Source organism: Xanthobacter sp. ZOL 2024, assembly GCF_052932325.1.
In genome coordinates this window covers 369,289-393,428 of record NZ_CM128808.1, presented here as the reverse complement: position 1 = coordinate 393,428, position 24,140 = coordinate 369,289, and the positions used below count along the sequence as shown (strand labels likewise).

Here is a 24,140-nt window from a genome sequence, read left to right as displayed (position 1 = left end):
CTCCATCAAAAGCAGAACGCCAAAGGCGGCGGCGCGGTGTCCGCGCGGCGTCAAAGCCCAGCCCGGTCAAGCGGGGCCGGGCGGCCATGAGCAGTTCTCATCTTCCTCAGGGGTGCACGATGAAGCAGGTTGCGCTTGTGACCGGAGCGGCACAGGGGCTTGGTCGGGTGATCGCCGGCCGGCTGCATGCCGCCGGTTACGCGGTGGCGGTCACCGATCGCATGGCCGATGCGGTAGCCACGGTGGCGGCTGAGCTCGACCCCACGGGCGAAACCTCCGTGGCCCTCGCGCTGGACGTGACGCGCAAGGCCGATTTCGAGGCGGCGCTCGCAGCGGTGCGGGCCAAGTGGGGCGGGCTGCAGGTGGCGGTGAACAATGCCGCCATCACCCCCACGACACCGGTGATGCAAATCACGCCGGAAGAATTCGATCAGGTCATCACCGTCAATCTGCGCGGCGCGTTTCTGGGCTGCCAGGTGTTCGGGGCCTATTTCGCAAGCTGCGGCTATGGCCGCATCGTCAATCTCGCCTCCCTCGCCGGACAGAACGGCGGCACCGCTTCGGGCGCGCATTATGCTTCCTCGAAGTCCGGCATCCTGACCCTCACCAAGATCTTCGCCCGCGAGCTTGGGGCGTCCAACGTCACGGTGAATGCGGTGGCGCCGGGCCCCATGGATCTGCCCTCGGTGCACGCCGCGGTGCCGGCGGAGCGGCTCGCCAGGATCGTCGACACCATTCCTGTGAAGCGGCTCGGTGACCCGGTCTATGTGGCCGACATCGTGGTGAAGCTGGCGGCGCCGGAAGCCTCGTTCGTCACCGGCGCGGCCTGGGACATCAACGGCGGCATCTTCATGCGCTGAGTGGCGGAGGGCGATGATGATCGAAATTCAGCACTTTCGCGACGGCATGGCGCTTCTCGGCAGCGCCGTGAGCGTCATCACCACCGATGGCTCGGCGGGGCGGGCAGGCTTCACCGCCACCGCCGTGTCGAGCGTGACCGACCAGCCGCCCACCTTGCTCGTGTGCCAGAACCGGTCGTCGTTCTCGCATCGTTTCTTTCGTGAGAACAAGGTGTTGTGCGTCAATGTCCTGGGTGCGCAGCAGCAGGACCTGTCCGCCGCCTTTGCCGATCGTGCGCTGGATATGGAGGCGCGCTACGCCCGAGGGGCGTGGGAGACCCTGGCCACCGACAGCCCGGTGCTGGCCGGTGCCGTCGCGGCCTTCGATTGCGCCATCGCCGACATGCACGAGGTGGGCAGCCACACCGTGTTCTTCGCCGAGGTGAAGGCGGTGCGGCTCGGTGGCCCGAGTGGCGGGCTGATCTATTTCGACCGCCGCTATCACGCCCTTCCAACCGCCGTGCCCGCCTGAGCCCGCGACTGCCCGATCATGAGCGCCCCCATGAGCCTTTCCGTTTCCTCGCCGCCGATCTCCCTTGCCGATGCGGTGGCCAACCACATCCTGGTCATGCCCCTCGATCTTGGCGGGGGTGGCCTGCGGGTGGCGGTCAAGGACACCATCGACATTGCCGGCTGGCCCACCCGCGCCGGCAGCCCGGTGTTCGCGGATGCGCCAGCAGCGGCGGTGAACGCCGCGGTGGTGGAGCGGGCGCTCGCGGCTGGCTGCCACATCATCGGCAAGGCCAATCTGCACGAGCTCGCCTTTGGCGTGACGGGCGTCAATCCCCACACCGGAACTGCGCTCAACCCGCTGTTCCCGGATCGGGTGCCGGGCGGTTCCTCCTCGGGCTCGGCGGCGTCGGTGGCGGCGGGGCTCGCCGACTTCGCTTTGGGTACCGACACCGGCGGTTCGGTACGCATTCCGGCCTGCTGCTGCGGCGTGTTCGGCCTGAAGCCGACCTTCGGCCGGGTGAGCCGGGCGGGCGTGGCGCCGGAGCGCTCTTCTCTGGATTGCGTCGGCCCCTTCGCCGCCGATGCGCCGACGCTGACCCGCGCCATGGCGATCATCGATCCGACCTTCACGCCCCTGTCGCTCGATCACGCGCCGCGCCTCGGTGTGCTTGCGGTGGAAGCGTCGCCCTCCGTCGCGCGGGCGGTGGAGGCGGCGCTTGCCGATGCCGGGGTCGAACAGATTTCCGCCGCCGTGGTGGGCCTCGATGCCGCCTATGACGCGGGGCTCACCATCATCAATGCCGAGAACTGGGCCGCCTTCGGGCCGCTGACCCAGTCCGAGGCCATGGGGCCGGACGTGCGCCAGCGCATCATCGCCGCGGGCGAGACCACGGCTGAAATGGTCGCGGCCGCCAATGTCGTGCGCGCACAGGTCTCCGATGCGGTGGATGCGGCGCTGGCGGGCGTGGATGCGCTGGTGTTGCCCACCATGCCCGACGTGCCCCCGCGCCTCGTGGATGCGGGGGATGCGCGGGGGGCCATCGCCATCACACGCTTTGTCCGCGCCTTCAATCTCACCGGCCATCCGGCGCTCACCGTGCCGGTGCTGACCGCCGAGGGCCTGCCCGCCGGCATCCAGCTGGTGGGGCGCAAGGGCGACGACGCGCGGCTGTGCGCCATCGCCGAATGGCTCGCCGCCCATCTGCCCTCAGACCGCATTCCGGGCCCCGGCCTGCGGACCCAGACATACCTGAAGGAGGATTGACCAATGACCGCGCCGAGGCTCGCCTCAGGCCGCCCCATGTCCGATCTCGTTCTGCCGGATCGGGTCGAAACGGCCATGTATACGGATCCCGCCATCTTCGCCGCCGAGATGGAGCAGATCTTCTCCCGCACCTGGGTCTGGGTGGCCCACACCAGCGAGGTGCCCAATCCCGGCGATTTCGTCACCTCCTATGTGGGGCTGCAGCCGGTGGTGGTCACCCGTGACCGCAAGGGCCAGCTTCATGTGCTGGTGAACCGCTGCCGCCATCGCGGTGCCACCGTGTGCGAGCATCGCAAGGGCAACGCCCCGAGCCTGGTCTGCCCCTATCACGGCTGGAGCTATGGCCAGGATGGCATGCTGCGCGGCGTGCCCTATCCGGAAGGCTACAACGCGGATTTCGACAAGAAGGGTCTGGGCCTCAAGTCGCTGCGGGTCGAAGAATACCAGGGCCTGGTGTTCGCGACCTTCAACGATGAGATGGAATCGCTCTCCGATTATCTCGGCCATGCCAAGCCCTGGATCGACCTGTTCATGAAGCAGGGCGCGGGCTATCCGGTGAAGACCAATGGCGAGCATCGCTTCCGCTTCCCCGGCAATTGGAAGATCCAGCTGGAGAACACCACCGACGCCTACCATTTCCCCATCGTCCATCGCCCCTTCATCGAGTCCCTCGACAAGCAGGCGGAAGAAACCTTCACCTTCCTCGGTGGTTCGGGTTTCGTGGAGGATCTGGGCAATGGCCATTCGGTGATGGTCATGATCCCCGAGCTGATCGACCTCGAGGCCAATCTCGATGCGCCGATCCCCGATCGCTTCGCGCCGCTCGCCACCGAGCTCGCCAAGACCCACACCCCGCAGGAGGTGCGACGCATCGTGCGTGCGGTGGGCGGCTCCGGCTTCAACGTGAACCTGTTCCCCAATGCCGCCTGCTCGATGGCCTTCTTCCGCATTCTGCGGCCCATCTCGGTGAATGAGACCGAGGTCCGGCACATCGCCATCGGCATGGATGGCGGGCCGGAGGCGGGCAACCGCGCGCGGCTGCGTCTGCACGAGCATTTTCAGGGCCCCATGGGCTTCGGCAGCCCCGACGATGCGGAAGCCTGGGAACGGGTGCAGCGGGGCGTGCAGGGCGGGCCGGACCTTCCGCTCATGGTCAACCGCGGCTTGGGCCAGGAGACCCCCGCCGAAAGCGGGCTGCCGAAGGGGGACGTGAGCGCCGAGACCGGTATGCGCGCCGCCTATCAGATGTGGAAGAGGATGATGTCGGCATGAGCGCGATGACCGCCCCCCTCACGAACAGCGTCATCGCCCTGGACGAGGCGATGGAGGCCATCTGGCTCGAGGCTGATCTCCTGGATTGCCGGGACTATGAGGCCTGGCTCGCCCTCTGGACCGCCGGTGGCCACTATGTGATCCCGGTGGATCGCGAGACGCCGGATTTCGAGGCGCAGCTCAACTACGCCTATGACGACGCCGCCATGCGTCGCATGCGGGTGGATCGTCTGGTGGGGGGGCACGCCATCTCCTCCACGCCGGCTGCGCGCTCCGTGCGCACGCTGAGCCGCTTCCGGGTGATGGAGAGCGGCGCCGACTTCTGCGTCGTGCGCTGCGCCCAGCACCTGGTGGAATACAAGTTCGAGCGCCAGCGCCTCTATGCCGCCGACGTCAGCTATCGGCTGGTGCGCGAGAACGGCGTGCTCAAGCTCGATGAAAAGGTGGTGCGGCTGATCAATGCCGGAGATGCCCTCGGCAGCCTCAGCTACCTGCTGTGACGCCGCGGCCTCGGCGCGCGCCGCCGGGGCCTTCATTCCCACCATGCAGAATGCCCCGATGACCGATCAGCCCCTGGCCTCCACCGCCGCGCCGCCGGCGGATCTCATGACCCTCGTGGTGGATCGCCGCGTGGACGACCGCGGCGACATCATGCGCCTCGACCTCGTGGCTCCCGATGGCGCCGATCTGCCGCCGTTCGAGGCGGGCGCCCACATGGACATCCACGTGGATGTCCATGTGGATGATGGGGAGGTGCACCTGGTGCGCCAGTATTCCCTGTGTGGCGATCCTGCGGACCGCAGCCGCTACCGGCTGGGCATTCTCGATGATCCGCAGTCGCGCGGCGGCTCCCGCGCCCTGCACCGGCTGGCGCAGGTGGGCACGCGGCTGACGGTCGGCACGCCGCGCAACCTGTTCGGCCTCGATGCGCAGGCGCCCGAGACGGTGCTGGTGGGGGGCGGCATCGGCGTGACGCCGCTGCTGGCCATGGCCCATGCGCTACATGGGCAGGGCCGCCACTTCACCCTGCATTACTGCACCCGCACGCGGGCGCGCACCGCCTTTCTCGACGAGATCGAGGGCCTGGCGTTCCGTGACAAGATTGTGCTGCACTTCGACGATGAAGGGCCCCTGGTGCCCGAGCGGGATCTGCCGTCGGCCTCGGACGGAGCGCACCTCTACACCTGTGGTCCGTCCGGCTTCATGGACTTCGTGATCTCCTCCGCTTTGAGCCTGGGCTATGGGGCGGAGCGGATCCACCGCGAATATTTCAACGCCGAGGTGGATGAGAGTGGCGCCGGCTTCGAGGTGGAGGCGGCACGGTCGGGTGTCCGCGTCCATGTGGCCGAGGGCGTCTCCATCGCCGCCGCCCTCAAGGCCGCTGGCGTCGCCGTTAATCTGTCGTGTGAATCCGGGGTGTGTGGCACCTGTCTCGTGGATGTGCTGGAGGGCATTCCGGACCATCGCGACAAGTTCCTCACCGACGAAGAGCGTGAGGCAGGCGACCAGATGCTGATCTGCTGCTCGCGCGCGCGCAGCGCCAAGCTGGTGCTGGACATATGATCGGCGTCGCGGTGCGTGCGACAGCAAAATAGGCACCTTCCGCCGCCGGAAGCCTCGGATGGCGGAGGGTGCATTTTATTTGAGCCTATTCTGCTCTTTAATTATGCGTATGCGCGAAATTTATAGTTATAATTAGAACAATACATTGGACGAATTGATGTCGCGTCTGCTTTGATCCTGATCAAAAGCGGAGTGAAGTTCGGATGACTCAATTGGCTCTGAAGTCGGCCGGCCCACAGGGCGGCGCGCCTGTGCCCTCGTTCGATGCGGCGCGGCTCACCCAGACACCGGACTTCGCGCGGCTGTTGGATGCGGTCCGCGCCCGCCGCGAGGAGTTTCAGCGGCTGCGGCATGTGCCCCGCGACGTGATCGCGCTGATGAAGGCGGCGCGTATTTTCCGCTCTTCCACTCCGGCCAAGTTCGGCGGCGACGGCCTCGCCCCCCACCATTTCCTGCCCATGGTGGAAGCCATCGGCGCGGTGGATGGTTCTGCCGCCTGGGTGGCGGCCTTCGGTTCGGCCAATACCTACATCGCGGCATTGCCCGAAGAAGCCCAGGCGGAGATCTATGCCTCGGGTCCGGATCAGGTCTATGCCGGCGGCCTTTATCCGGCGCAGCGCGCCACCCGCGAGCCCGGTGGGTGGCGGGTCAGCGGACAGTGGAAGTTCGCGTCCGGCTGCATGGGCGCCGACTGGATCGGCGTCGGCCTGCTCGCCGATGACGGCGCCGGCGGGTCGGTGGTCAAGATGGCAGTGTGCCCCGCCACTGAGGTCGAGATCATCGAGACCTGGGACGTCATGGGCATGCAGGGCACCGGCAGCCACGACACAAGGGTGGAGAACAAATTCTACGCCGATCTATGGACCTGCGATCGCGGCGCGCCAGGCATCTATGACGACACCATCTTCCGCTATCCGCCGCTCGCCTTTCAGGCTGAGGTGCATGCGGCGGTCAATCTCGGGCTCGCCCGGGGGGCGCTCGATCTCGCGGTGGAGATGTCCGGCGCCGCAAAGCTGATGCCCGGGGCGCCGGTGCTGGCGAACCGGGCCTATTTCCGTACCGGCATCGCCGAAGCGGAGGCGCGGCTGCGGGCGGCGCGGGCCTTCTATTACGAAACCGCCGAAGAGGCGTGGGACGTGCTCCAGCGCGGCGATGAGATTTCTTTGGCGCTGAACAATCTGCTCCGGCTCAGCGCCAGCCACGCCTCGCGCGCCGCCGCCGATAGCATCCTGCAATGTTTCCGCATCGTCGGCATGGCCGGCATCGGTAGCACGCATCGCATGCAGCGCATCCTGCGCGACTGCCTGGTGGTGACCCAGCACGCGGCGCTGAACGATGCCACGCTGGAGAGCGCCGGCACCGTGCTGGCCGGTCTGCCGGCCCCAGCCGGCTATCCGTGAGGCCAGCCCCATGGATCTCGCGCAGACCTTTCACGGCAGGCTGACCCATGATGTCGCCCACGGCGCCCTCCGGGATGGGACGATCCGCTACCTGATGATGCGGCCGGATGTTCTGATGGGCCTGTTCGCGCGCCTCGGTCCGGCCCTGCGCCCGGTGGCGCTTGAGGCGCTCGGTGCCTCGGTGACCGCGTTCGGCGGTCGCTCCGTGGCCGCCTATCGGGCCGCCGGAGCGGATGATCCCGAGGTGATGATGGACACCATCGTCACGACCTCGGCGGCGCTCGGCTGGGGCCGCTGGCGCTTCACGCCGCAGCCCGGCGGTGCGGTCGAGGTGCAGGTGGAAAATTCCCCCTTCGCCGAAGGGCTTGCCGCATCCGGGCCGGTGGACGCGCCGTGCTGCGCGCCCATCGCCGGCATGCTCACCGCCATCGCCCCGCTGGTCGTCGGCGAGGGCGCCGTGGCGCGCGAGATCCGGTGTGCCGCCGTCCATGGCGGCGGCGCCTGCCGCTTTGTCATCACGCGTTAGTTGTTCTGGGTTCGGCGCCAGCTTCGCCACGCCCCAATGTCAATAAATTCAACAACCTTCCAGCGGGACAAGACACATGAAGACCTTTCATCTTTCTCGTCGCGGGCTTCTTCTGGCCTCCGCCGGGGTCGCCGCCGCCGGGCTGATGGGCACGGCGGCGCGGGCGGCAGGGCCGATCCGCATCGGCGTCGGCTCCGATCCGGTGTTCGTCGCCTTCTATCTCGCCGCCCATGAGAAGCTGTTCGCCGCCGAGGGCGTGGATGCGGTGCTGCAGCTCTATGCCGATGGCGGCGAGGCCATGAACGCGCTGGTCGCCCAGCAGGTGGATGTGGCGGCGGCCGCCGAACCCACCAATATGGTCCGCCTTGGCCGGGCTGAACTGCGCCCGCTGGCGGTGGTCTACCAGTCCGGCCGTTATGTGAAGCTGGTGCTCGGGCCCAAGGTGGCAAGCCCCAAGGATATCAAGCGCTTCGGCATCGTGCCCGGCTCCATCTCCGAATATTGCGCCGGCTTGACGCTGGCCGCCGAGGGGCTTGATCCGGCATCCGTGAAGATGGTGCCCTCGGGCCCGCCTGAGCTGCCGGCGCTGCTCGCCCGTGGCGACATCGACGCTTTTTTCGCCTGGGAGCCCTGGCCGGCGAACGCTGTCGCCAATGGCGGCAAGGTCGCGCTCACCAGCAAGGACGTGGGCTATGTGGACACCATCTGGCTCACCGCCAGCGCGGCGATCCTGAAGAGCGATCCGGAGAGCTTGCAGAAGGTGCTCAAGGCGCTCGCCAAGGCCTCCGACATCGCCCGGGCCGATCCCGAGCGGGCGGCGGCCGCGGTGAAGGCGGTCACGCGCATTCCCGTCGCCACCAGCCTGAAGGCCTTCAAGGACATGACGCCCATCGTGCGCGATTTCACCGAGGCGGATTTCAAGAGCTATGACGGCATCGCCAAATTCCTGGCCGACCACAATGTGACCAAGGGGCTGGTGCCGTATCGTGAGGCGCTCCAGGCCGGCTTCTACAAGGGCTGAGCCATGACGCGCGGCGCCTCCATCACCTTGGATCATGTGGGGATCTCGTTCGGCGATGCGCACATCGTCTCGAACGTCACTCTCGAGATCCGCCCGGGCGAGTTCGTCTGCCTGCTCGGGCCCAGCGGCTGTGGCAAGTCCACGCTGCTCAACGCCATCGCCGGCTTTCTGCCGGTGAATGGCCGCATCGCCGTCAACGGGCGCCCGGTGGCGGGGCCGGGGCTCGATCGCGGCGTGGTGTTCCAGTCCTCGGAGGTGCTGTTCCCCTGGCTCACCATCCGGGAGAATGTGGAATACGGGCTGCGCCTCAAGGGTGTACCCACGGCGGTGCGGCGGGAGAAGGCCGACCATTTTCTGGGGCTGGTCGGTCTCGTCCACGCCGCCGACAAGTTCCCGGCCCAGCTTTCGGGCGGCATGCGCCAGCGCGCGCAGATCGCCCGGGTGCTCATCAATGAGCCCCATGTGGTGCTCATGGACGAGCCGTTCGGCGCGCTCGACGCGCAGACCCGCGAGGTGCTGCAGGTGGAGCTCGACCGCATCTGGCGCGACACCGGCTGCACCATCGTGTTCGTCACCCACGACATCTGGGAGGCCCTGCTGCTGGCGGACCGGGTGGTGGTGATGACCGCCGGGCCGCGCGCCTCCATCAAGACCGTGGAGCGCATCGATCTGCCCCACCCGCGGGACCAGGGCAGCGCCGAATGCCTCGCCCTGTTCCGCAAGCTCAGGGACGACATCGGTGCGGAAGTGAAGCAAGCCCTGCGTCAGCAGGGGCTGAACCGGGAGCAGGTCGAAGCATGACCGATACCACCCAGAGCCCGGGCCTGCGCCTGCCGTGGGGCAAGTTGCGCCTCAGCGGCATGGCCACCAAGGTGTGCGTGGGGCCGCTGTCGGTTCTCGGCGGCCTCATCCTCTGGCATGTGGCCTCGATCTACACCTCGCCTTTGTTCCTGCCCTCGCCGCTGACGGTGTGGCACACGGCGTTGGAGATGCTGGCCGATGGCTCGCTGTTGGAATCCGTCGGCGCGTCCGCCTGGCGGATCGCTGCCGGCTGGGCGGTGGGCGTGGCGGTGGGGGTGCCGCTCGGCGTCTTCATGGGGCGCTTTCCGGTGATCCGCCTGATGGTGGATCCCTATATCGAGTTCTTCCGCTTCATCCCGCCCATCGCCTTCGTCACCCTGGCGGTGATCTGGCTGGGGCCGGGCGAGGTCACGAAGATCGCCCTCATTTTCTACACCACTGTGTTCATCGTCACCTTGAACACCATAGCCGGGGTGAAGGCGGTCAATCCGTTGCGGCTGCAGGCGGCGCGCAGTCTCGGCGCCAATGCGTTCAGCGAGCTGACCACGGTGATCCTGCCGTCCACGGTGCCGTTCATGGTCACCGGCGCGCGCATCGCCATGGGCAATTCGTTCCTGACCGTGGTGTCGGCGGAGATCGTCTCGGCCCAGACCGGGCTCGGGGCGATGATCTGGACCGCCCGCAATTTCGCGCGCACCGATTGGGTGTTCGTGGGCATCATCGCCCTCGGCATCCTCGGCTACATCTTCGATCGGGTGCTGCGGGTGGCCAGCAACAGCCTGTTGCGCCGCTATCTGTGAGCGGTGCGCACCGCGTCTTTCCGCACAGCAGGGTTCACGACATGGATGATCTTGAGAAGAAGGTGGAGCATCTCGCCAACCGCATCGCGGTGCTGGAGGCCGAGGCGGAGATCCGCCGGCTGCAGGCGCGCTACATGTTTCTGTGCGACACGCCCCTTCCCGAATATGGGGCGACCAGCGACGCCGCGCGCATCGACCTCATTATGGCGCTCTACACCGAGGACGCGGTGTGGGAAGGGGTCGGTGAATACTACAATGGGCAGTTCGGCCGGGCTGAGGGCGCGGCGGCCATCCGCCGGCATTTCGAGGGCTTCTGGGGCCAGAAAAAGGACCCGGCGCTGCTGCTGAACTGCCACTATCTCACCTCCGAGCAGATCCATGTGACCGGGGAGACGGCCACCGGGCAGTGGGTGCACATGCAGCCCTGGATCTTCTCGGACGGCAAAGCGCTGCTGCGCTCCTCGCGGCTCAACAACGCCTTCCGCAAGGAGCCCGATGGCGCCTGGAAGGTGACCCGCACCCGCACGGAGAACGTGTTCGTGGCGCCGCTGCCGGCCGGCTGGGCGTCCGATTTCCCCTCGGCTTCGGTGCTGATGAAGCCTTGAGGTTCGCCGCGCTTCGCGCTTGCAATGCAGCCCATGGATTGGCTTATCTTCCTCCATGAGCCAGATGAATGCGAACACCTTCGACCTGAACCTCGTGCGGGTGTTCCTGGCCATCTGGGACCTGCGCAGCGTCACGGCGGCGGCCGATCGGCTGGGGCTCACCCAGCCGGCCGTCAGCCACTCGCTCAAACGGCTGCGTGAGCAGTTTTCCGATCCGCTGTTCGTGCGGGTGGGCCCACGCATGGAGCCCACCGAGGCGGCGTTTCGGCTTCATGAACCGTTCAATCGGGCGCTGCGGGTGATCCAGCAGACCATCCTCAGCCATGATGCGTTCGTGCCGGAATTGTCCGAACGCGCCTTCACCATCGCCATGTCGGACATTTCGGAATTCTATCTGCTGCCGCAGCTTCTGGCCGCGCTGGAGACCGCTGCGCCTTCGGTGCGGGTGCGCTCGGCGCAGTTGGATGCGGGCACCGTGGCGGCCGCCCTGCGCACCGGGCAGGTGGACCTCGCCCTGGGCTATCTGCCGACCTTGCGGGATGCCGACATCGCATCGAGCTTTCTGCTGGAAGACAACTTCCTTTGCCTGGTGAGCCGTTCCCATCCCCTGGCCGGCCAGCCGCTTGATCTCGATGCTTTCGCGCGGCTGAATTTCGTGGATGTGTCAGTGCATGCCACCGGTTACAAGCGGGTGCGCGATCTCATCAACGAGATCGGCGTGCGTTGGACCGCGACCACCCGGATCGAGCATTTCATGGTGGTGCCGGAGCTGGTGCGCCAGACCCATCTGGCGGCGATCTTCCCCTTTTCGGCGTCGTCCCGCGTCGCCCGGTGCGGCGAATTCAGCCTGCTGGAACTGCCCTTCGAGGTACCCAGTATCGAGGTGCAAGTTCACCTGCACCTGAATTTTCAGAACGACCCCGGGTTGATCTGGATGCGGGATCTGATGACCCGCATCTTCGGCATTTCCGCCGATCGCATGCGGCAGGAGCTGCAGATCATCCCCGCCCGTGGTGCCCGCTGAACCCTCCGGCGCGGCGGGTCAGGCGGCGCGCGTGGGCGGGTCGAAGCGCCTCAGGATCCTGCGCTGTACGGAGCGGAGCCCCGTGGCCTGTGTTCCACCGCATCGGGGTCATGGACGGTAGAGGGCGCCATGGCTCCGCTGGGCAGGACGGGCCCCAACACCGAAGGCGCCGTGGCGAGCCATCTCGACGCGGGGCCGTGCGATCGCAAGGATGTGGTGGCCGGCGGGTGCTGGCTGCGGTGCGAGGCTGGGATGCGCTAGCGCTTGAAGCGGGCCGCCAGCTGGGTGGTTTCGCGGGCCAGAATGCCCATGTCGACACCGACCGCGACGAAGGTGGCGCCGCATTCCAGATAGTGGTCCACGAGCGCCGGGTCGGTGGCCAGCACACCGGCGGCGCGGCCGGTGGCGCGGATGCGCCGGAGGGCATCGCCCACCACTTTCACCACCTCCGGATGGCTGGCATTGCCGCCGAAACCCAGGCTTGCGGACAGATCGGCCGGGCCGATGAAGATGCCGTCCACCCCTTCCACGCCGGCGATGGACTCCAACTGCTCCAGCGCCGTCTTGGTCTCCACCTGCAGCAGCAGGCAGAGCTCGCTCTCGCAGCGGGCGGCATAGTCTTTCACGCGCCCGAAACGGGTGGCCCGGGTGGTTCCACCCACGCCACGGAAGCCGTGCGGCGGATACCGCATGGAGGCCACCGCACGCTCGGCTTCGCTGACGCTCTGGATATAGGGCAGCAGCAGCGTCTGCGCCCCGATGTCCAGGAACCGTTTGATGAGCACCGGGTCGTTCCAGGCCGGCCGCACGATGGGCGTGGTGGGGTAGGCGCCCACCGCCTGCAATTGCCCGAGCACCGTGTCGATCTCGTTGGGGGAATGCTCGGTATCCAGCAGCAGCCAGTCGAAGCCGGAACCGGCGACGATCTCGGCCGCATAGGCGTTGGAGAGGGTGCACCACAGACCGATCTGGGGTCGCCCGGCGGCGATCGCGTGCTTGAAGCTGTTGACCGGCAGATCCATGGTTCTCTCCCTCCTGACGCTTTTGCTGGCGGTATCGGCGTTCGGTCCCTTGCGGACAAGGGCGGATCACGGCAACTTCCATATCATGGAAGAACGCAGCGCCCACAGGGCGGTCGCCCACACGCCCGGCGGGGTGGAGCGCGAGCCGCGCAACGCCGGCCGTGCCCCCAACAATACGGTGACCGGGGCGCGCAGCATCCATCGCGCTTTCGCGGTGCTGCGGCTGCTCGCCAACAATGGCTCCGGTGGCCTGCGGCTCACAGAGATTGCCGAGGATATCGGCCTGCCGCCCCCCACCGTCTATCGCATGCTGCAGGTGCTGATGGAGGAGGGCGCGGTGGAGCGCCTGCCCTCGGGCCGGCGCTATGTGATCGGCGCGGAAGTGGCGCTGCTGGGCCTCTCCACCCGCGCCCGTCCGGGCCTCACCGAGGTGGCCGAGCCCATTCTCACGCGCCTGTCGCAGGAGGTGGGCGACGCCATCTTCCTCACCGTGCGCAGTGGCTACGATTCCGTCTGCGCCGATCGGCGGATCGGGGCCTATCCGGTGCAGGTGCTGTCCATCGGCGTGGGCTCGCGGCGCCCGCTTGGGGTGAGCGTGGGCGGCATGGCCATCCTGTCGGCGCTGCCGCCGGCCAAGGCGAGCGCCATTCTCAAAGCCAACGCCCCCCGTTTCGCGCCCTATCAGGTGACGCTGGAGGCGCTGACGGCGCGGCTCGTGAAGTCGCGGGAGGCCGGCTACGTCTATGCCGATCCCGCCATCGTCCGCTCGACCCGCGCGCTCGCCTTTCCGGTCTTTGATCTCGCAGGCAATCCGGTGGCGGCGGTGAGCACCATCACCATCCGCCAGCGGCTTCCGGTGAGCCGTATCGCGGGGCTCGTCAGCTCGTTCCAGCGGTCGACGGCGGAGCTCTCCAGCGCCCTGCAGGACAGCGCCAAGGCCGATCGGCCAAGGCCCCGCGGCTGACGCCGGAGGCGTCCCGCCGCGGGGGATGTCAGGATGCCTCTTCCTCGAACGCCTCGCCGCGCACCTTGGCGGCCCGGGGCACCGCCATCACCACCAGCAGGGCGGCAGCCACCAGCAGCAGGATGAGGGACACCGGCTGGGTGAAGAACACCGCCGCATTGCCCTGCGACATGGTGAGCGCCCGCCGCAGGTTCTCCTCCATCATGGGGCCGAGCACGAAGCCGAGCAGCAGCGGCGCCGGCTCGCACTGCAGCTTCATCAGCACATAGCCGGCGATGCCGAAGATGGTCATCACATAGATGAGCGCGGTGGAGTTGCTGACCGAATAGACGCCGATGGCGCACAGCACCAGGATGGCCGGATAGAGCATGCGATAAGGGATCTTCAGCATGCTCACCCAGACCCCGATCAGCGGCAGGTTCAAAATCACCAGCAACGCATTGCCGATCCACATGGAGGCGATGAGGCCCCAGAACAGCGTCGGATTGGAGGTCATGACCTGCGGTCCGGGCTGGATGTTGTGGATGATCAGCGCGCCGATCATCATGGCCATCACCGCATTGGACGGCAGGCCGAGGGTGAGCATGGGAATGAAGGAGGTCTGGGCCCCCGCGTTGTTGGCGGATTCCGGCCCGGCCACACCCTCGATGGCGCCCTTGCCGAAGCGGCTTGGATCCCGGGCGATGCGCTTTTCCAGCATGTAGCTGGCGAACGAGCCGAGGATGGCGCCGCCGCCCGGCAGGATGCCTAGAATGGCGCCGATGCCGGTGCCGCGCACCGCTGCCGGCCAGGCCGCGCGGAAATCGGCGCGGGAGAGGAAGAAGCCCCCGGTCTTGCCGAGGCTGACGGTGCCGCGGGCAGCATCAGCGCGCTCCAGGTTGGAGATCACCTCGGCAATGCCGAACAGGCCCATGGCCACCGCCACGAAATCGATGCCGTCGAACAGGTCCGGCAGCCCGAAGGTGAAGCGCAGGGCGCCGCTGTTCACGTCGGTACCCACAAGGCCCAGCACCAACCCCAGCACCACCATGGCGATGGCCTTCAGCAGCGAGCCGTGGGCCAGCACCACCGCGGCGATGAGGCCGAGCACCATCAGCGAGAAGTATTCCGGCGCGCCGAAGCCCAGAGCAAGCTCCGACAGGCCCGGGGCAAAAGCGGCGATCAGCAATGTGCCCACGGTGCCGGCGAAGAACGAGCCCAGCGCCGCCACCATCAGCGCCTCGCGGGCGCGGCCCTGGCGGGCCATCTGGTAGCCGTCGATGGCGGTGACCACGGAGGAGGTCTCGCCCGGCAGGTTGACCAGGATGGCGGTGGTGGAGCCGCCGTACTGCGCGCCGTAATAGATGCCCGCCAGCAGGATCAGCGCCGTCGTGGGGTCGAGCCCGAAAGTGATGGGCAGCAGCATGGAGATGGTGGCGACCGGACCAAGCCCCGGCAGCACGCCGATGGCGGTGCCGAGCAGGGTGCCCAGGAAGCAGTAGGCGAGATTGTGGAGGCTAAGCGCGACGGAGAAGCCCAGCGAAAGATTGTCGAGGAAGCTCATGGGCGCGGGTCCTCAGAAGGTGGGCCACAGGGGGACCGGCAGGCCCAGCGCGACGACGAAGACGAGGCTCGCGACGGCAGCCACCACCAGCGCCAGGATGACGCTCTCGATGATGTTCTCGCCTGCCCGGGCAAAGCGGCTGATGACCACCAGAAGCGCCACCACCATGAACAGGCCGAGGCTGTCGAGGCCGAAGCCGAACAGCAGCAGCGCCGCCGAGATGACGAGCAGCGGCCGCCAGGACAGGGTGACGTGGGTCCGGGTGTGGTCGCGCAGGGCGACGACGGTGATGGCGAGGCCGAGCAGGGTCAGCAGGGCGGACAGCAGCATCGGGAAAACGCCCGGCCCGAGATGGGCGGCGGTGCCGATGCCGTAGTCCTGCGCGAAGATGAAGACAAAGATGCCGATGCCGACGAACATCAGGCCGGCGAGGACATCCCTCTTGTTCGCGATCATTGTGTGCGTCCTCCATCGTCGCGAAGGCGGGGGCGCGGTGCCGCCGCAGGGGTGCCGCGTCCGTCGGTGTCAGGAAAAGGCGCCCGGCCAGACAGGTGCCGGCCGGGCGGATTTCGGTCTTGCGGGAAGAGCCGCCTCAGTTGGCGGTGATGTTGGCCTGCTTGATGACCGGCGTCCAACGGGCATCCACCTTGGCCACATAGGCGGCGAAGGCGTCGGGGGCCATGCCGCGGGCCTCGGCCCCCATGGCCGCGAAGCGCTCCTTCACCTCCGGCTCGGCGAGGACCTTCTGCAGCGCGGCGCTCAAGGTGTCCACCACGGGCTTCGGGGTCTTGGCGGGGGCGAACAGGCCGGTGAAGGTGGAGGCCTCGAAATCGGCAAAGCCGACTTCCTGAAGGGTCGGCACGTCCGGCAGCTGGGGCAGGCGCTGCGCCGAAGTGACGGCGAGGGCGCGGGTCTTGCCGTCCTTCACATAGGGCAGGGCCACCGAGATCTGATCGAAGTTGAACTGGGCGCGGCCGGCCAGAACGTCCGTGGTGGCGGGGGCGTTGCCCTTGTAGTGCACGGTGGTCCACTTGGCGCCGCTCAGCTGCTGCAGCAGCTCGCTGGTGAGGTGGTTGGTGGTGCCGGCGCCGGGCGAGGCCATGATGAGCGGCGGATTGGCGGTCTTGGCGAGGGCAAGGAAGTCCTGCGCCGTCTTCGCCGCCACCGCCGGGTTCACCTGCAGCACCAGCGGCGTGAAGGAGATGGAGCTGATGGGCTCGAAGTCCTTCTGCCACTGGTAGGGGGTGCGGCCGAAGATGATGGGGCTGAAGATCAGCGGGCCGTTAGCGGCGACGAACAGGGTGTAGCCATCGGGCGCCGCGCGGGCCACCGTCTCGCCGGCGATCATGCCGCCGGCACCGGGCTTGTTTTCCACCACGAACGGCTTGCCGAACTGCTCCTGCAGCTTGGCGGCGACGATGCGCGCGGCGCTGTCCACATTGCCGCCGGGCGGATAGGGCACCACCAGGCGCACGGTCTTGTCGGGCCAGGACTGGGCGGCGGCGGGGCTGATCAACGCGGCGGCAAGGCCCAGCACGGCGCCGGCGCGCAACAGATGTTGAAACATGGTCTTCCTCCCTTGGGTCGCGGAGGGGTCGCCGTGGCGCCCCGCGTCGCGATGCGAGTTTGCGCGTTTTGGCTTCGAGATACGGGCTCGTTTCGAGGGGGACAACGGTCCCTCGGTTGAATTTCCATATGGTGGAAATCTGTGCGGAGATTTTCGCCAGGGCCTGCGAAAAGGCGGTGAGCTGACGCAGGCGCGGTTGTCGCTTTTCCATATGATGGAAATTCCGACGGGGCGGGCTTGCCGTGCGGCGGGCCCGCGCTTTAAGCGAAAAGGCACGATGAACCTGCCTATGGGTCGTTCCATGCAAATCCGGCCAGAAGAGCTCGGAGCGGAGGAAGCGTACAAGCTGTTGACCGGAATGGTGGTGCCGCGGCCCATCGCCTGGATCACCACCTTGTCGGCCACCGGCTCTGTCAATGTCGCGCCGTTCAGCGCGTTCACCTTCGTGTCCCCCAAGCCGCCCATGGTGGCGGTCAGCATCGGCCACAAGGCCGGTGTGTATAAGGACACCGCGCAGAATATCCTGCGTTCCGAAGAATATGTGGTCCATATCGCCGATCAGCCCCTCATCCAGGCGGTCCATGGCAGCGCCGTGGAATATCCGCCGGACGTGAGCGAGGCGGAGGTTCTGGGGCTTGAGACCATCGCCAGCGAGAAGGTGGCGCCGCCGCGCCTCGCCGCGCCTCCGGTGGCGATGGAATGCCGCTTCCGCAGCTGCATCGAGTTCGGCGAGACGCGTTCGCGGCTGATCGTCGGCGAGGTGCTGATGTTCCACGTGCGCGACGGCCTCGCCCGCAACGGCAAGATCGATACGCTGGAGCTCAACCCCATCTGCCGCCTGGGCGGTCCGAACTACGCGACCCTGGGCGAGGTGGTGACCCTGACGGCCATTGCCCAGACCCCGAAATCCTGACGCGCGCCGCGCCAGTTGCCGCTCGCTGCCTCCGGCGCAGCCCCTTCGCAAAAGGATCCGACATGAAACTCGCAAGCTATCTGAAGGCCGGCGTGCCCGGCTATGGCGCCGTCGTGGACGATCGGGTGATCGATCTGTCCTCCCGGCTCCCGTCCTTCCCCACGCTGCTCGCCTTCATCGCCGGTGATGGGCTCGCCGCCGCGCGGGCCGTGGTGGCCGATGCGGCCCCGGACTTCGCCCTCGGCGATGTGGATCTGCTGCCGCCTGTGATCGCGCCGCAGAAAATCTGGTGCATTGGCGTGAATTACGCCGATCGCAATGCCGAATACAAGGACGGATCGGATACGCCCAAGTATCCGAGCCTATTCTGCCGTTGCGCGACCTCCTTCGTCGGCCACGATCAGCCTGTGGAGCGGCCCTTCGTTTCCACCCAGCTCGATTACGAGGGCGAGATCGCCTTCGTTGTCGGTAAGGCGGGGCGCCACATCGCGCGGGAGGATGCGGCAAAACATATCTTCGGCCTCACTTTGGCCAATGAAGGCACGGTGCGCGACTGGCTGCGCCACGGCAAGTTCAACGTGACCCAGGGCAAGAATTTCGATCGCTCCGGCGCGATCGGCCCCTGGATCGTCACCGCCGATGCGCTCGATCCCTTCTCCGAATTGGAGCTGACCACGCGGGTCAATGGCGAGGTGCGCCAGCACGACACCACGGCGCGGCTGATGTTCCCCTTCGACGCCATCATCGCCTATCTGTCCACTTTCGCCACCCTCATGCCCGGCGACATCGTGCTGACCGGCACGCCCACCGGCGCCGGTGTGCGCTTTGATCCGCCGCGCTGGCTCGTGCCGGGGGACGTGGTGGAAGTCGAGGTGCCGGGCATCGGTGTGTTGCGCAATGGCGTGGTGGATGAGGTGCGGCCATGAGCATCGCCAAGTTCGGCATCGCAAAGTTCGGCATCGCCAAGCCCGCTCTGACCCTGCCCGCCGCGGCCCTGGCCGATGCCGCCCAGCGCCTGAACACGGCGGAAAAGACCCGGGTGCAGATCCGCCAGCTGAGCCTTGACTGGCCGCAGATGACCCTCGCCGATTCCTACGCCATCCAGCATGCCTGGATGGCGCTGAAGGCGGCCGAAGGCCGGGTGGTAAAGGGCCATAAGATCGGCCTCACCTCCAAGGCCATGCAGATGGCGGTAAAGATCAACGAGCCCGATTATGGCGTCCTGCTGGACGACATGTTCGTGCCCGAGGGTGGAACCGTCGCGTTCGACCAGCTGATCCAGCCTCGGGTGGAGATGGAGCTCGCCTTCGTGCTGAAGCGCGCGTTGCCGGGCGTCGGTTGCACCATTTATGACGTGCTCAACGCCACCGATTTCGTGGTGCCGGCCATCGAGATCCTCGATGCCCGCATCGAGCGGGTGGACCCTCAGACCGGCGCCACCCGTACCGTGCGTGACACCATCGCCGACAACGCCGCCAATTGCGGCATCGTCACCGGCGGGCGCCCGGTGCGGCCGCTCGACGTGGACCTGCGCTGGGTGGCGGGCCTGCTCTATCGCAACGGCGAGATCGAGGAGACTGGCGTCTCCGCCGGTGTGCTCAACCATCCGGCCCATGGCGTCGCCTGGCTCGCCAACCGTCTCGCGCCCCATGGCGTCACCCTGGAGGCCGGGCACGTGGTGCTGGCGGGCTCCTTCATCCGCCCCGTGGATATCCGCAAGGGCGACACCATCCATGCCGATCTCGGGCCGCTCGGCTCGGTGACCTGCCATTTCGCGTGAGGCTGCCATGGCAAAACGCACATCCATCTATCTGGACGCCTTCGGCCACGCCAATCCCATTCCGGTGGCCTGCCGGGTGGGCAACATCCTCACTTCAGGCATTGTCTATGGGCTCGATCCCGCCACCGGCAAGGTGGCGCCGACCCTGGAAGAGCAATGCGCCTTCATGTTCAAGCACATGCGGGCCATCGTCGAGGCCGGCGGCGGCACCGTGGATGACATCGTGAAGGTCACGGTGTGGATGGCGGACCGCAGCCAGCGCGCGCCGCTCAATGCGGAATGGCTCGCCATGTTCCCCGATGCGGAAGATCGCCCGGCGCGCCAGGCCATCCAGGCCGAGGCGCTCGGCGCCGGCATGCTCATCCAGCTCGATTTTCTCGCGGTGATCGGCGCCTGAGGCGCGGTACTTTCTTCAGGGAGGCCCCACGTGCCCCAGTATTTCCCCTTCGACCCCAATCCCCGCACGCCGGCACTGCTACCGCCGGCCAACGCCTGCGACAGCCAGTTCCACGTGTTCGGCGACCCCGCGATTTACCCGGTGCGGGAAGGGGCGGTTTATGAGATGCCGAGCGCGACCATCGAGGCGGGGCTGCGCATGCACAAGGCTCTGGGCTTCACCCGGGGCGTGATCGTGCAGGCCACCACCTATGGCGCCGACCACCGGGTGGTGGTGGATGCGCTGAAGGTCGCCGGCCCCAATTATCGCGGCTGCGCCAACGCGGCGGTGTTCGCCTCCGCGAGCGATGAAGACCTGGCGGATCTCCACGCCGCCGGCATCCGTGGTGCGCGCTTTTCCCGCCAGGGGCTGGGTGTGAGCCTTTCGGATGCGGAGTTCAAGCGCGCTCTGGAGCAGGTGAAGGCGCTGGGCTGGTATGTGAAGATCCAGCCGGAGGCGGCGGGCGTCGCGGCCCAGGTCGCGCCGTTCGAAGCGCTGGAGGTGCCGGTGGTGATCGACCACATGGGCCGCCCCGACCTCACCAAGGGGCGGGAGGATCCCTCCTGTCAGAAGGTGTTGGACCTGCTCACCCGCGGCAATTTCTATGTGATGCTGTCGCTGGGGGAGAAGACCTCGAAGGCGGGGCCGCCGTGGGCCGACATGATCCCGCTGGCCCGCACCTATATCGAGGCCGCGCCCGACCGGGTGATCTGGGGCAGCGACTGGCCCCATCCCGTGTCGGTGAAGCAGCCCCCCAATGACGCGGACCTGCTGGAACTGCTCTACAGCTACACCCTGAGCGAGGCGGAGCGCGTCAAGATCCTGGTGGAGAATCCGGCGCGCCTGTTCGGCTTTCCAGCCTGACGCGGGCTCTTCGTCCAAATAGAACGGGCCGCCCGGCAGGACCGGGCGGCCCGTTGTCGTGAGGGGGAGGGGGTCAGCCGCCGGCCGCCTGCGCATCCAGATCCTTGAACACCTCCTGGGCGATGCGGGAGGTTTCCAGCGCCACCGGCACGCCGCAATAGATGCCGATCTGCAGCACCGCCTCCTGGATCTCCTCGCGCGTCACGCCGTTGGTGAGGGCGCCGCGCACGTGCAGCTTCAGCTCGTGCGGGCGGTTGAGGGCGGAGAGCATGGCGATGTTGAGCAGGCTGCGCACCTTGCGTTCCAGGCCCGGCCGGCCCCAGATGGCGCCCCAGCAATATTCGGTCACCAGTTCCTGCAGCGGGCGGGAGAACCCGTCCACATTGGCCATGGAGCGCTCCACATGGGCGGCGCCCAGCACCTCGCGGCGGATGCCCATGCCCTTTTCCAGCAGCGGGCGCGGATCGTTTTGTTCCGTCATCGTCGTGTCCTTGAAATAATGGGTGCGATGAAGTTCTGAAGAGGCTCTACTTGGGCTTGCCGACGATGAGGCGCTTCTCGATCACCGTGACCGCGAAGTCGAGCACCAGCGCGAAGGCGGTCAAGACGATGATGCCGGCGAACACGGCGTTGACGTCGAACGTGGCTTCCGCCTGCAGGATCAGGTAGCCGACGCCCCGCGCCGAGCCGAGATATTCGCCCACCACGGCACCCACGAATGCCATGCCCACCGACATGTGCAGGCTGGAGAACACCCAGCTGAGCGCCGAGGGAATGTAGACGGTGCTGAGCAGCTGCCGGCGATTGGCGCCGAGCATGCGGGCATTGGCGAGGATGACCGGGTTTACTTCCCGCACCCCCTGGAAGACGTTGAAGAACACCACGAAGAAGACCAGCGTGACGCCCAGCGCGACCTTGGAGCCGATGCCGAGCCCGAACCAAACGATGAAGATGGGGCCGAGGATGACCCGCGGCATGGCGTTGAGCGCCTTGATATACGGATCGAACAGGGCCGCCGTCAGCGGTGACAGGCCCAGCCACAGGCCGGCACCAATGCCGCTCAGCACGCCGATGACGAAGGCCAGCAGGGTCTCGATGAGGGTGGTGGCGAGGTGGACGAAGATCTCGCCGGTGGCGAACCAGGTGAAGATCTGCTCGAACACCTGAACCGGATTTCCGAAGAAGAAGACCGGGAAGATCTTGGCGGTGACGAGCACATACCAGGCGGCCAGCAGCACCAGCAGCAGGCCCGCCTGCAGGGTGGTCATCACCAGCGGGCCGGGCATGCCCTTGCGCCGGGGGCGGCGCGCCGGGCGGGAGGGAGCGGATTTGGCGAGGGCGGAATTGGCGATCATGGCGTCAGTCCGCAAGTTTGCGCTGATTTCGCTCATAGGCTTTCAGGACCTCTTCTTTCATGGCGTCCCAGATGAGGTGATAAAGCTCGACGAACCGCGGCGTCATGCGGATCTCGGCCACGTCACGCGGGCGTTCCAGGTCGATCTTGAACTCGGCGATGGGATGGGTGGACGGGCCGGCGGAAAGGATGATCACCCGGTCAGAGAGGGAGATGGCCTCTTCGAGATCATGGGTGATGAACAGCACCGACTTGCGATAGGTGGTCCACAGCTGCAGCAGCTCGTTTTCCATCAGCACGCGGGTTTGCACGTCGAGGGCGCTGAAAGGCTCGTCCATCAGCACGATCCTGGGATCGCGGATGAGGGTCTGGGCCAGCGCGACGCGCTTGCGCATGCCGCCGGACATCTCATGGGGAAAGCGCTCCCCATGGCCGGAGAGGCCCACCCGGGCGAGCCATTCATTGCCCAGCCGCTCCGCTTCGGCGCGGGCGGTGCCGGCATATTCAAGGCCGGTGATGACGTTGCGCAAAGCGGTGCGCCAGGGCATCAGCGCATCCGCCTGGAACAGGTAGCCGGCGGCGCGGTTGAGGCCGGCCAGCGACCGGCCATAGACGCAGATGTCACCTTCCGTGGGCTCCAGCAGGCCCGCCGCCACATTGAGCAAGGTGGACTTGCCGCACCCGGTGGGGCCGACGATGGAGACGAACTCGCCATCGGCCACCTGCAGGTGCGCATCACTCACCGCGGTGTAGGCGCCGAAGCGCACGGTGACATGATCGAACAGCAGCGCTGGCGGCGGGGCTGCGGCGCTGCCGGCGCCGTGGTCGGTGGCGGGCATGGCGGGTCGCAAGGCGCCCGGGTGGGCGCCCGGATGGGTCGCGAGGGTCATGAGGTCAGGCTCCGCTGGGGTCAGGCTCCGGTGGGGCCCGGCGCGGGAGCATCCGCGCCGGCCATTCCGGTCAGGCGTTGCTTCAAGCGTCGCGCGCTTTACTTCTTCGGCCCGTATTTCTTCAGGGCGTTTTCGACCAGGGTGTTGTTGTAGGTGCGCGGAATGTCGAGGTTGGCGGACTTCAGGCCGGGGTCCATCACCGAGATGGTGTTCAGCACGTTCTGCGCCGCCTCGGGGGTGACGATGCCGTCCCAGGTGAAGGCCGAGATGTTTTGCTCCAGCGACTTGCGATAGAGTTCCTCGTCGCCCTTGTAGTAATCGGCCGGAATGGCGGCGATGATGTCGTCGACGCTGGCGGTCTTCAGCCATTGCATGGCCCGCACCAGCGCGTTGGACACCGCCTGTGCGGTCTTGGGATTGTCCTTGACGAAGTCGGTCTTGGCGTAAAGGCAATCGGCGAGGTAGGGGCCGCCGAAGGCGATCTGGGAACCTTCCGCATTGCGGCTGTCCACCAGAACCACCACTTCCTTGGCGTCGGTGAGGGAGGTGATGGCGGGGTCGAGATTGACGATGGCGTCGAGCTCGGTGCCGGTGCGGATGGCCGCCACCGCGCTCGCCCCGGTGCCGATGGAGATGTAGCTGGCATCCTTCCAGCTCACGCCGGCCCGCTGCAGCAATTGGGCGACGAAATTCTGGGTGGAGGCGCCGGGCGCCGAGATGCCGATCTTCTTGCCCTTGAGATCCGCCACACTCTTGATGCTGTCCGCCTTGGAACTGCGCACCGCCAGCACATTGCCGGGATAGCGGCCGAACACCGTGATGCAGGTGAGGTCCACGCCCTTGGACTGCAGGCGCAGCATGTGCTCGAAGGCGCCTTCGCCCACATCGGCCCCGCCGGCCACCACTGCCTGCAGCGCCGCGGTGCCGGAGTTGAAGGCGGTGGAATTCACCTTCAGGCCTTCATCCTCGAAGAACTTCTTATTGAGCGCGACGAAATAGGCAATCTTGTTCATCTGGCTGATGGAGCCGCCGACGGCGATGGAGATGCTCGGCTTTTCCAGCTCGGCGGCCCGGGCCGTGGTCGGCAAGGCCGCAAGGCCCAGCAGGCCAGCAACCAGGATTCGCGAAAAACGCGCCATCTTTTCCTCCCGTGTGGTGATGCTTGTTCTGGCTTGGCTG

Annotated in this window: 27 protein-coding genes; 19 read left to right on the top strand and 8 right to left on the bottom strand. The window is 67.0% G+C overall.

Going from position 1 to position 24,140, the window contains the following annotated elements; translation table 11 throughout:
• The first annotated feature begins 119 nt into the window (after nucleotides 1–119).
• The 13 genes from ACU4E7_RS02020 to ACU4E7_RS01960 all read left to right on the top strand — a co-directional run bounded on the left by ACU4E7_RS02020 (nucleotide 120) and on the right by ACU4E7_RS01960 (nucleotide 11,628).
• Nucleotides 120–860, top strand: coding sequence for an SDR family NAD(P)-dependent oxidoreductase (locus ACU4E7_RS02020; protein WP_447020473.1), 741 nt, complete (start codon nucleotides 120–122; stop codon nucleotides 858–860).
• Between the two features lie 13 nt (nucleotides 861–873).
• Nucleotides 874–1,371, top strand: a complete 498-nt coding sequence (locus ACU4E7_RS02015) for a flavin reductase (protein ID WP_447020472.1) — start codon at nucleotides 874–876, stop codon at nucleotides 1,369–1,371.
• 30 nt (nucleotides 1,372–1,401) lie between these two features.
• Nucleotides 1,402–2,616 (top strand): amidase, encoded by a 1,215-nt coding sequence (locus ACU4E7_RS02010; RefSeq protein ID WP_447020471.1) that lies wholly within the window; start codon nucleotides 1,402–1,404, stop codon nucleotides 2,614–2,616.
• A 3-nt stretch (nucleotides 2,617–2,619) separates the two neighbouring features.
• The gene (locus ACU4E7_RS02005; RefSeq protein WP_447020470.1) at nucleotides 2,620–3,888 is read left to right on the top strand and encodes an aromatic ring-hydroxylating oxygenase subunit alpha; all 1,269 of its coding nucleotides are present in this window, start codon (nucleotides 2,620–2,622) and stop codon (nucleotides 3,886–3,888) included.
• A complete protein-coding gene (locus ACU4E7_RS02000; RefSeq protein ID WP_238120715.1) occupies nucleotides 3,885–4,388 on the top strand; it encodes an aromatic-ring-hydroxylating dioxygenase subunit beta in 504 nt (167 codons plus the stop codon). Before ACU4E7_RS02005 ends, ACU4E7_RS02000 begins: the two co-directional genes overlap by 4 nt.
• 58 nt (nucleotides 4,389–4,446) lie before the next feature.
• Complete coding sequence (locus ACU4E7_RS01995) at nucleotides 4,447–5,451, top strand: PDR/VanB family oxidoreductase (protein WP_447020469.1); 1,005 nt, start codon at nucleotides 4,447–4,449, stop codon at nucleotides 5,449–5,451.
• Between the two features lie 203 nt (nucleotides 5,452–5,654).
• Nucleotides 5,655–6,851 carry an acyl-CoA dehydrogenase family protein gene (locus tag ACU4E7_RS01990; protein ID WP_447020468.1) on the top strand — a complete coding sequence of 399 codons (1,197 nt, stop codon included), beginning with the start codon at nucleotides 5,655–5,657 and terminating at the stop codon, nucleotides 6,849–6,851.
• Between the two features lie 10 nt (nucleotides 6,852–6,861).
• Complete coding sequence (locus ACU4E7_RS01985) at nucleotides 6,862–7,377, top strand: V4R domain-containing protein (RefSeq protein ID WP_447020467.1); 516 nt, start codon at nucleotides 6,862–6,864, stop codon at nucleotides 7,375–7,377.
• Nucleotides 7,378–7,453: 76 nt separating this feature from the next.
• On the top strand, nucleotides 7,454–8,398 hold the full coding sequence (locus ACU4E7_RS01980) for an ABC transporter substrate-binding protein (RefSeq protein WP_238120719.1): 945 nt from the start codon (nucleotides 7,454–7,456) through the stop codon (nucleotides 8,396–8,398).
• A gap of 3 nt (nucleotides 8,399–8,401) precedes the next feature.
• The gene (locus ACU4E7_RS01975; protein ID WP_238120720.1) at nucleotides 8,402–9,199 is read left to right on the top strand and encodes an ABC transporter ATP-binding protein; all 798 of its coding nucleotides are present in this window, start codon (nucleotides 8,402–8,404) and stop codon (nucleotides 9,197–9,199) included.
• The gene (locus ACU4E7_RS01970) at nucleotides 9,196–9,999 is read left to right on the top strand and encodes an ABC transporter permease (RefSeq protein ID WP_447020466.1); all 804 of its coding nucleotides are present in this window, start codon (nucleotides 9,196–9,198) and stop codon (nucleotides 9,997–9,999) included. The genes ACU4E7_RS01975 and ACU4E7_RS01970 overlap by 4 nt, the downstream gene beginning before the upstream one ends.
• A 41-nt stretch (nucleotides 10,000–10,040) precedes the next feature.
• Nucleotides 10,041–10,604 carry a nuclear transport factor 2 family protein gene (locus ACU4E7_RS01965; RefSeq protein ID WP_238120722.1) on the top strand — a complete coding sequence of 188 codons (564 nt, stop codon included), beginning with the start codon at nucleotides 10,041–10,043 and terminating at the stop codon, nucleotides 10,602–10,604.
• Between the two features lie 64 nt (nucleotides 10,605–10,668).
• Nucleotides 10,669–11,628: a LysR family transcriptional regulator gene (locus ACU4E7_RS01960; RefSeq protein WP_447020465.1), complete on the top strand. Its 960-nt coding sequence runs from the start codon at nucleotides 10,669–10,671 to the stop codon at nucleotides 11,626–11,628.
• Between the two features lie 257 nt (nucleotides 11,629–11,885).
• On the opposite strand, the gene ACU4E7_RS01955 is transcribed toward ACU4E7_RS01960, so the two are convergent.
• Nucleotides 11,886–12,650 carry an aldolase/citrate lyase family protein gene (locus ACU4E7_RS01955; protein WP_447020464.1) on the bottom strand — a complete coding sequence of 255 codons (765 nt, stop codon included), beginning with the start codon at nucleotides 12,648–12,650 and terminating at the stop codon, nucleotides 11,886–11,888.
• Here ACU4E7_RS01955 and ACU4E7_RS01950 point away from each other — a divergent pair.
• Nucleotides 12,649–13,614, top strand: a complete 966-nt coding sequence (locus ACU4E7_RS01950; protein WP_447020463.1) for an IclR family transcriptional regulator — start codon at nucleotides 12,649–12,651, stop codon at nucleotides 13,612–13,614. The two genes, ACU4E7_RS01955 and ACU4E7_RS01950, sit on opposite strands and share 2 nt — an antisense overlap.
• A gap of 28 nt (nucleotides 13,615–13,642) precedes the next feature.
• Here ACU4E7_RS01950 and ACU4E7_RS01945 read toward each other — a convergent pair whose 3' ends face one another.
• The 3 genes from ACU4E7_RS01945 to ACU4E7_RS01935 form a co-directional block, all read right to left on the bottom strand.
• Nucleotides 13,643–15,157: a tripartite tricarboxylate transporter permease gene (locus tag ACU4E7_RS01945; RefSeq protein ID WP_238120726.1), complete on the bottom strand. Its 1,515-nt coding sequence runs from the start codon at nucleotides 15,155–15,157 to the stop codon at nucleotides 13,643–13,645.
• 12 nt (nucleotides 15,158–15,169) lie between these two features.
• A complete protein-coding gene (locus ACU4E7_RS01940) occupies nucleotides 15,170–15,613 on the bottom strand; it encodes a tripartite tricarboxylate transporter TctB family protein (RefSeq protein ID WP_447020462.1) in 444 nt (147 codons plus the stop codon).
• Nucleotides 15,614–15,749: 136 nt separating this feature from the next.
• On the bottom strand, nucleotides 15,750–16,724 hold the full coding sequence (locus ACU4E7_RS01935; protein ID WP_447020461.1) for a Bug family tripartite tricarboxylate transporter substrate binding protein: 975 nt from the start codon (nucleotides 16,722–16,724) through the stop codon (nucleotides 15,750–15,752).
• A 301-nt stretch (nucleotides 16,725–17,025) separates the two neighbouring features.
• Here ACU4E7_RS01935 and ACU4E7_RS01930 point away from each other — a divergent pair, with 301 nt between their 5' ends.
• The 5 genes from ACU4E7_RS01930 (at nucleotide 17,026) to ACU4E7_RS01910 (ending at nucleotide 20,717) form a co-directional block, all read left to right on the top strand.
• Entirely contained in the window at nucleotides 17,026–17,637 is a 612-nt protein-coding gene (locus ACU4E7_RS01930) for a flavin reductase family protein (RefSeq protein WP_447020460.1), read from the top strand.
• Nucleotides 17,638–17,699: 62 nt separating this feature from the next.
• Nucleotides 17,700–18,563, top strand: coding sequence for a fumarylacetoacetate hydrolase family protein (locus ACU4E7_RS01925; RefSeq protein WP_447020459.1), 864 nt, complete (start codon nucleotides 17,700–17,702; stop codon nucleotides 18,561–18,563).
• A complete protein-coding gene (hpaH, locus tag ACU4E7_RS01920; RefSeq protein WP_447020458.1) occupies nucleotides 18,560–19,417 on the top strand; it encodes a 2-oxo-hept-4-ene-1,7-dioate hydratase in 858 nt (285 codons plus the stop codon). The genes ACU4E7_RS01925 and hpaH overlap by 4 nt, the downstream gene beginning before the upstream one ends.
• A gap of 7 nt (nucleotides 19,418–19,424) precedes the next feature.
• Nucleotides 19,425–19,814, top strand: a complete 390-nt coding sequence (locus ACU4E7_RS01915; protein WP_447020457.1) for a RidA family protein — start codon at nucleotides 19,425–19,427, stop codon at nucleotides 19,812–19,814.
• Nucleotides 19,815–19,844: 30 nt separating this feature from the next.
• The gene (locus ACU4E7_RS01910) at nucleotides 19,845–20,717 is read left to right on the top strand and encodes an amidohydrolase family protein (protein WP_447020456.1); all 873 of its coding nucleotides are present in this window, start codon (nucleotides 19,845–19,847) and stop codon (nucleotides 20,715–20,717) included.
• A 73-nt stretch (nucleotides 20,718–20,790) separates the two neighbouring features.
• Here ACU4E7_RS01910 and ACU4E7_RS01905 read toward each other — a convergent pair whose 3' ends face one another.
• From ACU4E7_RS01905 to ACU4E7_RS01890, 4 genes are all read right to left on the bottom strand, one after another.
• A complete protein-coding gene (locus ACU4E7_RS01905) occupies nucleotides 20,791–21,198 on the bottom strand; it encodes a carboxymuconolactone decarboxylase family protein (protein ID WP_238120733.1) in 408 nt (135 codons plus the stop codon).
• A gap of 46 nt (nucleotides 21,199–21,244) precedes the next feature.
• A complete protein-coding gene (locus ACU4E7_RS01900; RefSeq protein ID WP_447021575.1) occupies nucleotides 21,245–22,003 on the bottom strand; it encodes an ABC transporter permease in 759 nt (252 codons plus the stop codon).
• Between the two features lie 73 nt (nucleotides 22,004–22,076).
• Entirely contained in the window at nucleotides 22,077–22,910 is an 834-nt protein-coding gene (locus ACU4E7_RS01895; protein WP_443266372.1) for an ABC transporter ATP-binding protein, read from the bottom strand.
• 149 nt (nucleotides 22,911–23,059) lie between these two features.
• Complete coding sequence (locus ACU4E7_RS01890) at nucleotides 23,060–24,100, bottom strand: ABC transporter substrate-binding protein (RefSeq protein ID WP_238120735.1); 1,041 nt, start codon at nucleotides 24,098–24,100, stop codon at nucleotides 23,060–23,062.
• Nucleotides 24,101–24,140: the final 40 nt, after the last annotated feature.

Coding starts and splice junctions, on each gene's coding strand:
- ACU4E7_RS01900 (WP_447021575.1), bottom strand. CDS start 22,003: ATGCCCGGCCCGCTGGTGATGACCACCCTGCAGGCGGGCCTGCTGCTG.
- ACU4E7_RS01950 (WP_447020463.1), top strand. CDS start 12,649: ATGGTTCTCTCCCTCCTGACGCTTTTGCTGGCGGTATCGGCGTTCGGT.
- ACU4E7_RS01955 (WP_447020464.1), bottom strand. CDS start 12,650: ATGGATCTGCCGGTCAACAGCTTCAAGCACGCGATCGCCGCCGGGCGA.
- ACU4E7_RS01960 (WP_447020465.1), top strand. CDS start 10,669: ATGAATGCGAACACCTTCGACCTGAACCTCGTGCGGGTGTTCCTGGCC.
- ACU4E7_RS01975 (WP_238120720.1), top strand. CDS start 8,402: ATGACGCGCGGCGCCTCCATCACCTTGGATCATGTGGGGATCTCGTTC.
- ACU4E7_RS01945 (WP_238120726.1), bottom strand. CDS start 15,157: ATGAGCTTCCTCGACAATCTTTCGCTGGGCTTCTCCGTCGCGCTTAGC.
- ACU4E7_RS01985 (WP_447020467.1), top strand. CDS start 6,862: ATGGATCTCGCGCAGACCTTTCACGGCAGGCTGACCCATGATGTCGCC.
- ACU4E7_RS02020 (WP_447020473.1), top strand. CDS start 120: ATGAAGCAGGTTGCGCTTGTGACCGGAGCGGCACAGGGGCTTGGTCGG.
- ACU4E7_RS01990 (WP_447020468.1), top strand. CDS start 5,655: ATGACTCAATTGGCTCTGAAGTCGGCCGGCCCACAGGGCGGCGCGCCT.
- ACU4E7_RS01940 (WP_447020462.1), bottom strand. CDS start 15,613: ATGATCGCGAACAAGAGGGATGTCCTCGCCGGCCTGATGTTCGTCGGC.
- hpaH (WP_447020458.1), top strand. CDS start 18,560: ATGAGCATCGCCAAGTTCGGCATCGCAAAGTTCGGCATCGCCAAGCCC.
- ACU4E7_RS02015 (WP_447020472.1), top strand. CDS start 874: ATGATGATCGAAATTCAGCACTTTCGCGACGGCATGGCGCTTCTCGGC.
- ACU4E7_RS01915 (WP_447020457.1), top strand. CDS start 19,425: ATGGCAAAACGCACATCCATCTATCTGGACGCCTTCGGCCACGCCAAT.
- ACU4E7_RS01930 (WP_447020460.1), top strand. CDS start 17,026: ATGCAAATCCGGCCAGAAGAGCTCGGAGCGGAGGAAGCGTACAAGCTG.
- ACU4E7_RS02000 (WP_238120715.1), top strand. CDS start 3,885: ATGAGCGCGATGACCGCCCCCCTCACGAACAGCGTCATCGCCCTGGAC.
- ACU4E7_RS01970 (WP_447020466.1), top strand. CDS start 9,196: ATGACCGATACCACCCAGAGCCCGGGCCTGCGCCTGCCGTGGGGCAAG.
- ACU4E7_RS01935 (WP_447020461.1), bottom strand. CDS start 16,724: ATGTTTCAACATCTGTTGCGCGCCGGCGCCGTGCTGGGCCTTGCCGCC.
- ACU4E7_RS02005 (WP_447020470.1), top strand. CDS start 2,620: ATGACCGCGCCGAGGCTCGCCTCAGGCCGCCCCATGTCCGATCTCGTT.
- ACU4E7_RS01925 (WP_447020459.1), top strand. CDS start 17,700: ATGAAACTCGCAAGCTATCTGAAGGCCGGCGTGCCCGGCTATGGCGCC.
- ACU4E7_RS01895 (WP_443266372.1), bottom strand. CDS start 22,910: ATGCCCGCCACCGACCACGGCGCCGGCAGCGCCGCAGCCCCGCCGCCA.
- ACU4E7_RS01890 (WP_238120735.1), bottom strand. CDS start 24,100: ATGGCGCGTTTTTCGCGAATCCTGGTTGCTGGCCTGCTGGGCCTTGCG.
- ACU4E7_RS01965 (WP_238120722.1), top strand. CDS start 10,041: ATGGATGATCTTGAGAAGAAGGTGGAGCATCTCGCCAACCGCATCGCG.
- ACU4E7_RS01905 (WP_238120733.1), bottom strand. CDS start 21,198: ATGACGGAACAAAACGATCCGCGCCCGCTGCTGGAAAAGGGCATGGGC.
- ACU4E7_RS01995 (WP_447020469.1), top strand. CDS start 4,447: ATGACCGATCAGCCCCTGGCCTCCACCGCCGCGCCGCCGGCGGATCTC.
- ACU4E7_RS01980 (WP_238120719.1), top strand. CDS start 7,454: ATGAAGACCTTTCATCTTTCTCGTCGCGGGCTTCTTCTGGCCTCCGCC.
- ACU4E7_RS02010 (WP_447020471.1), top strand. CDS start 1,402: ATGAGCCTTTCCGTTTCCTCGCCGCCGATCTCCCTTGCCGATGCGGTG.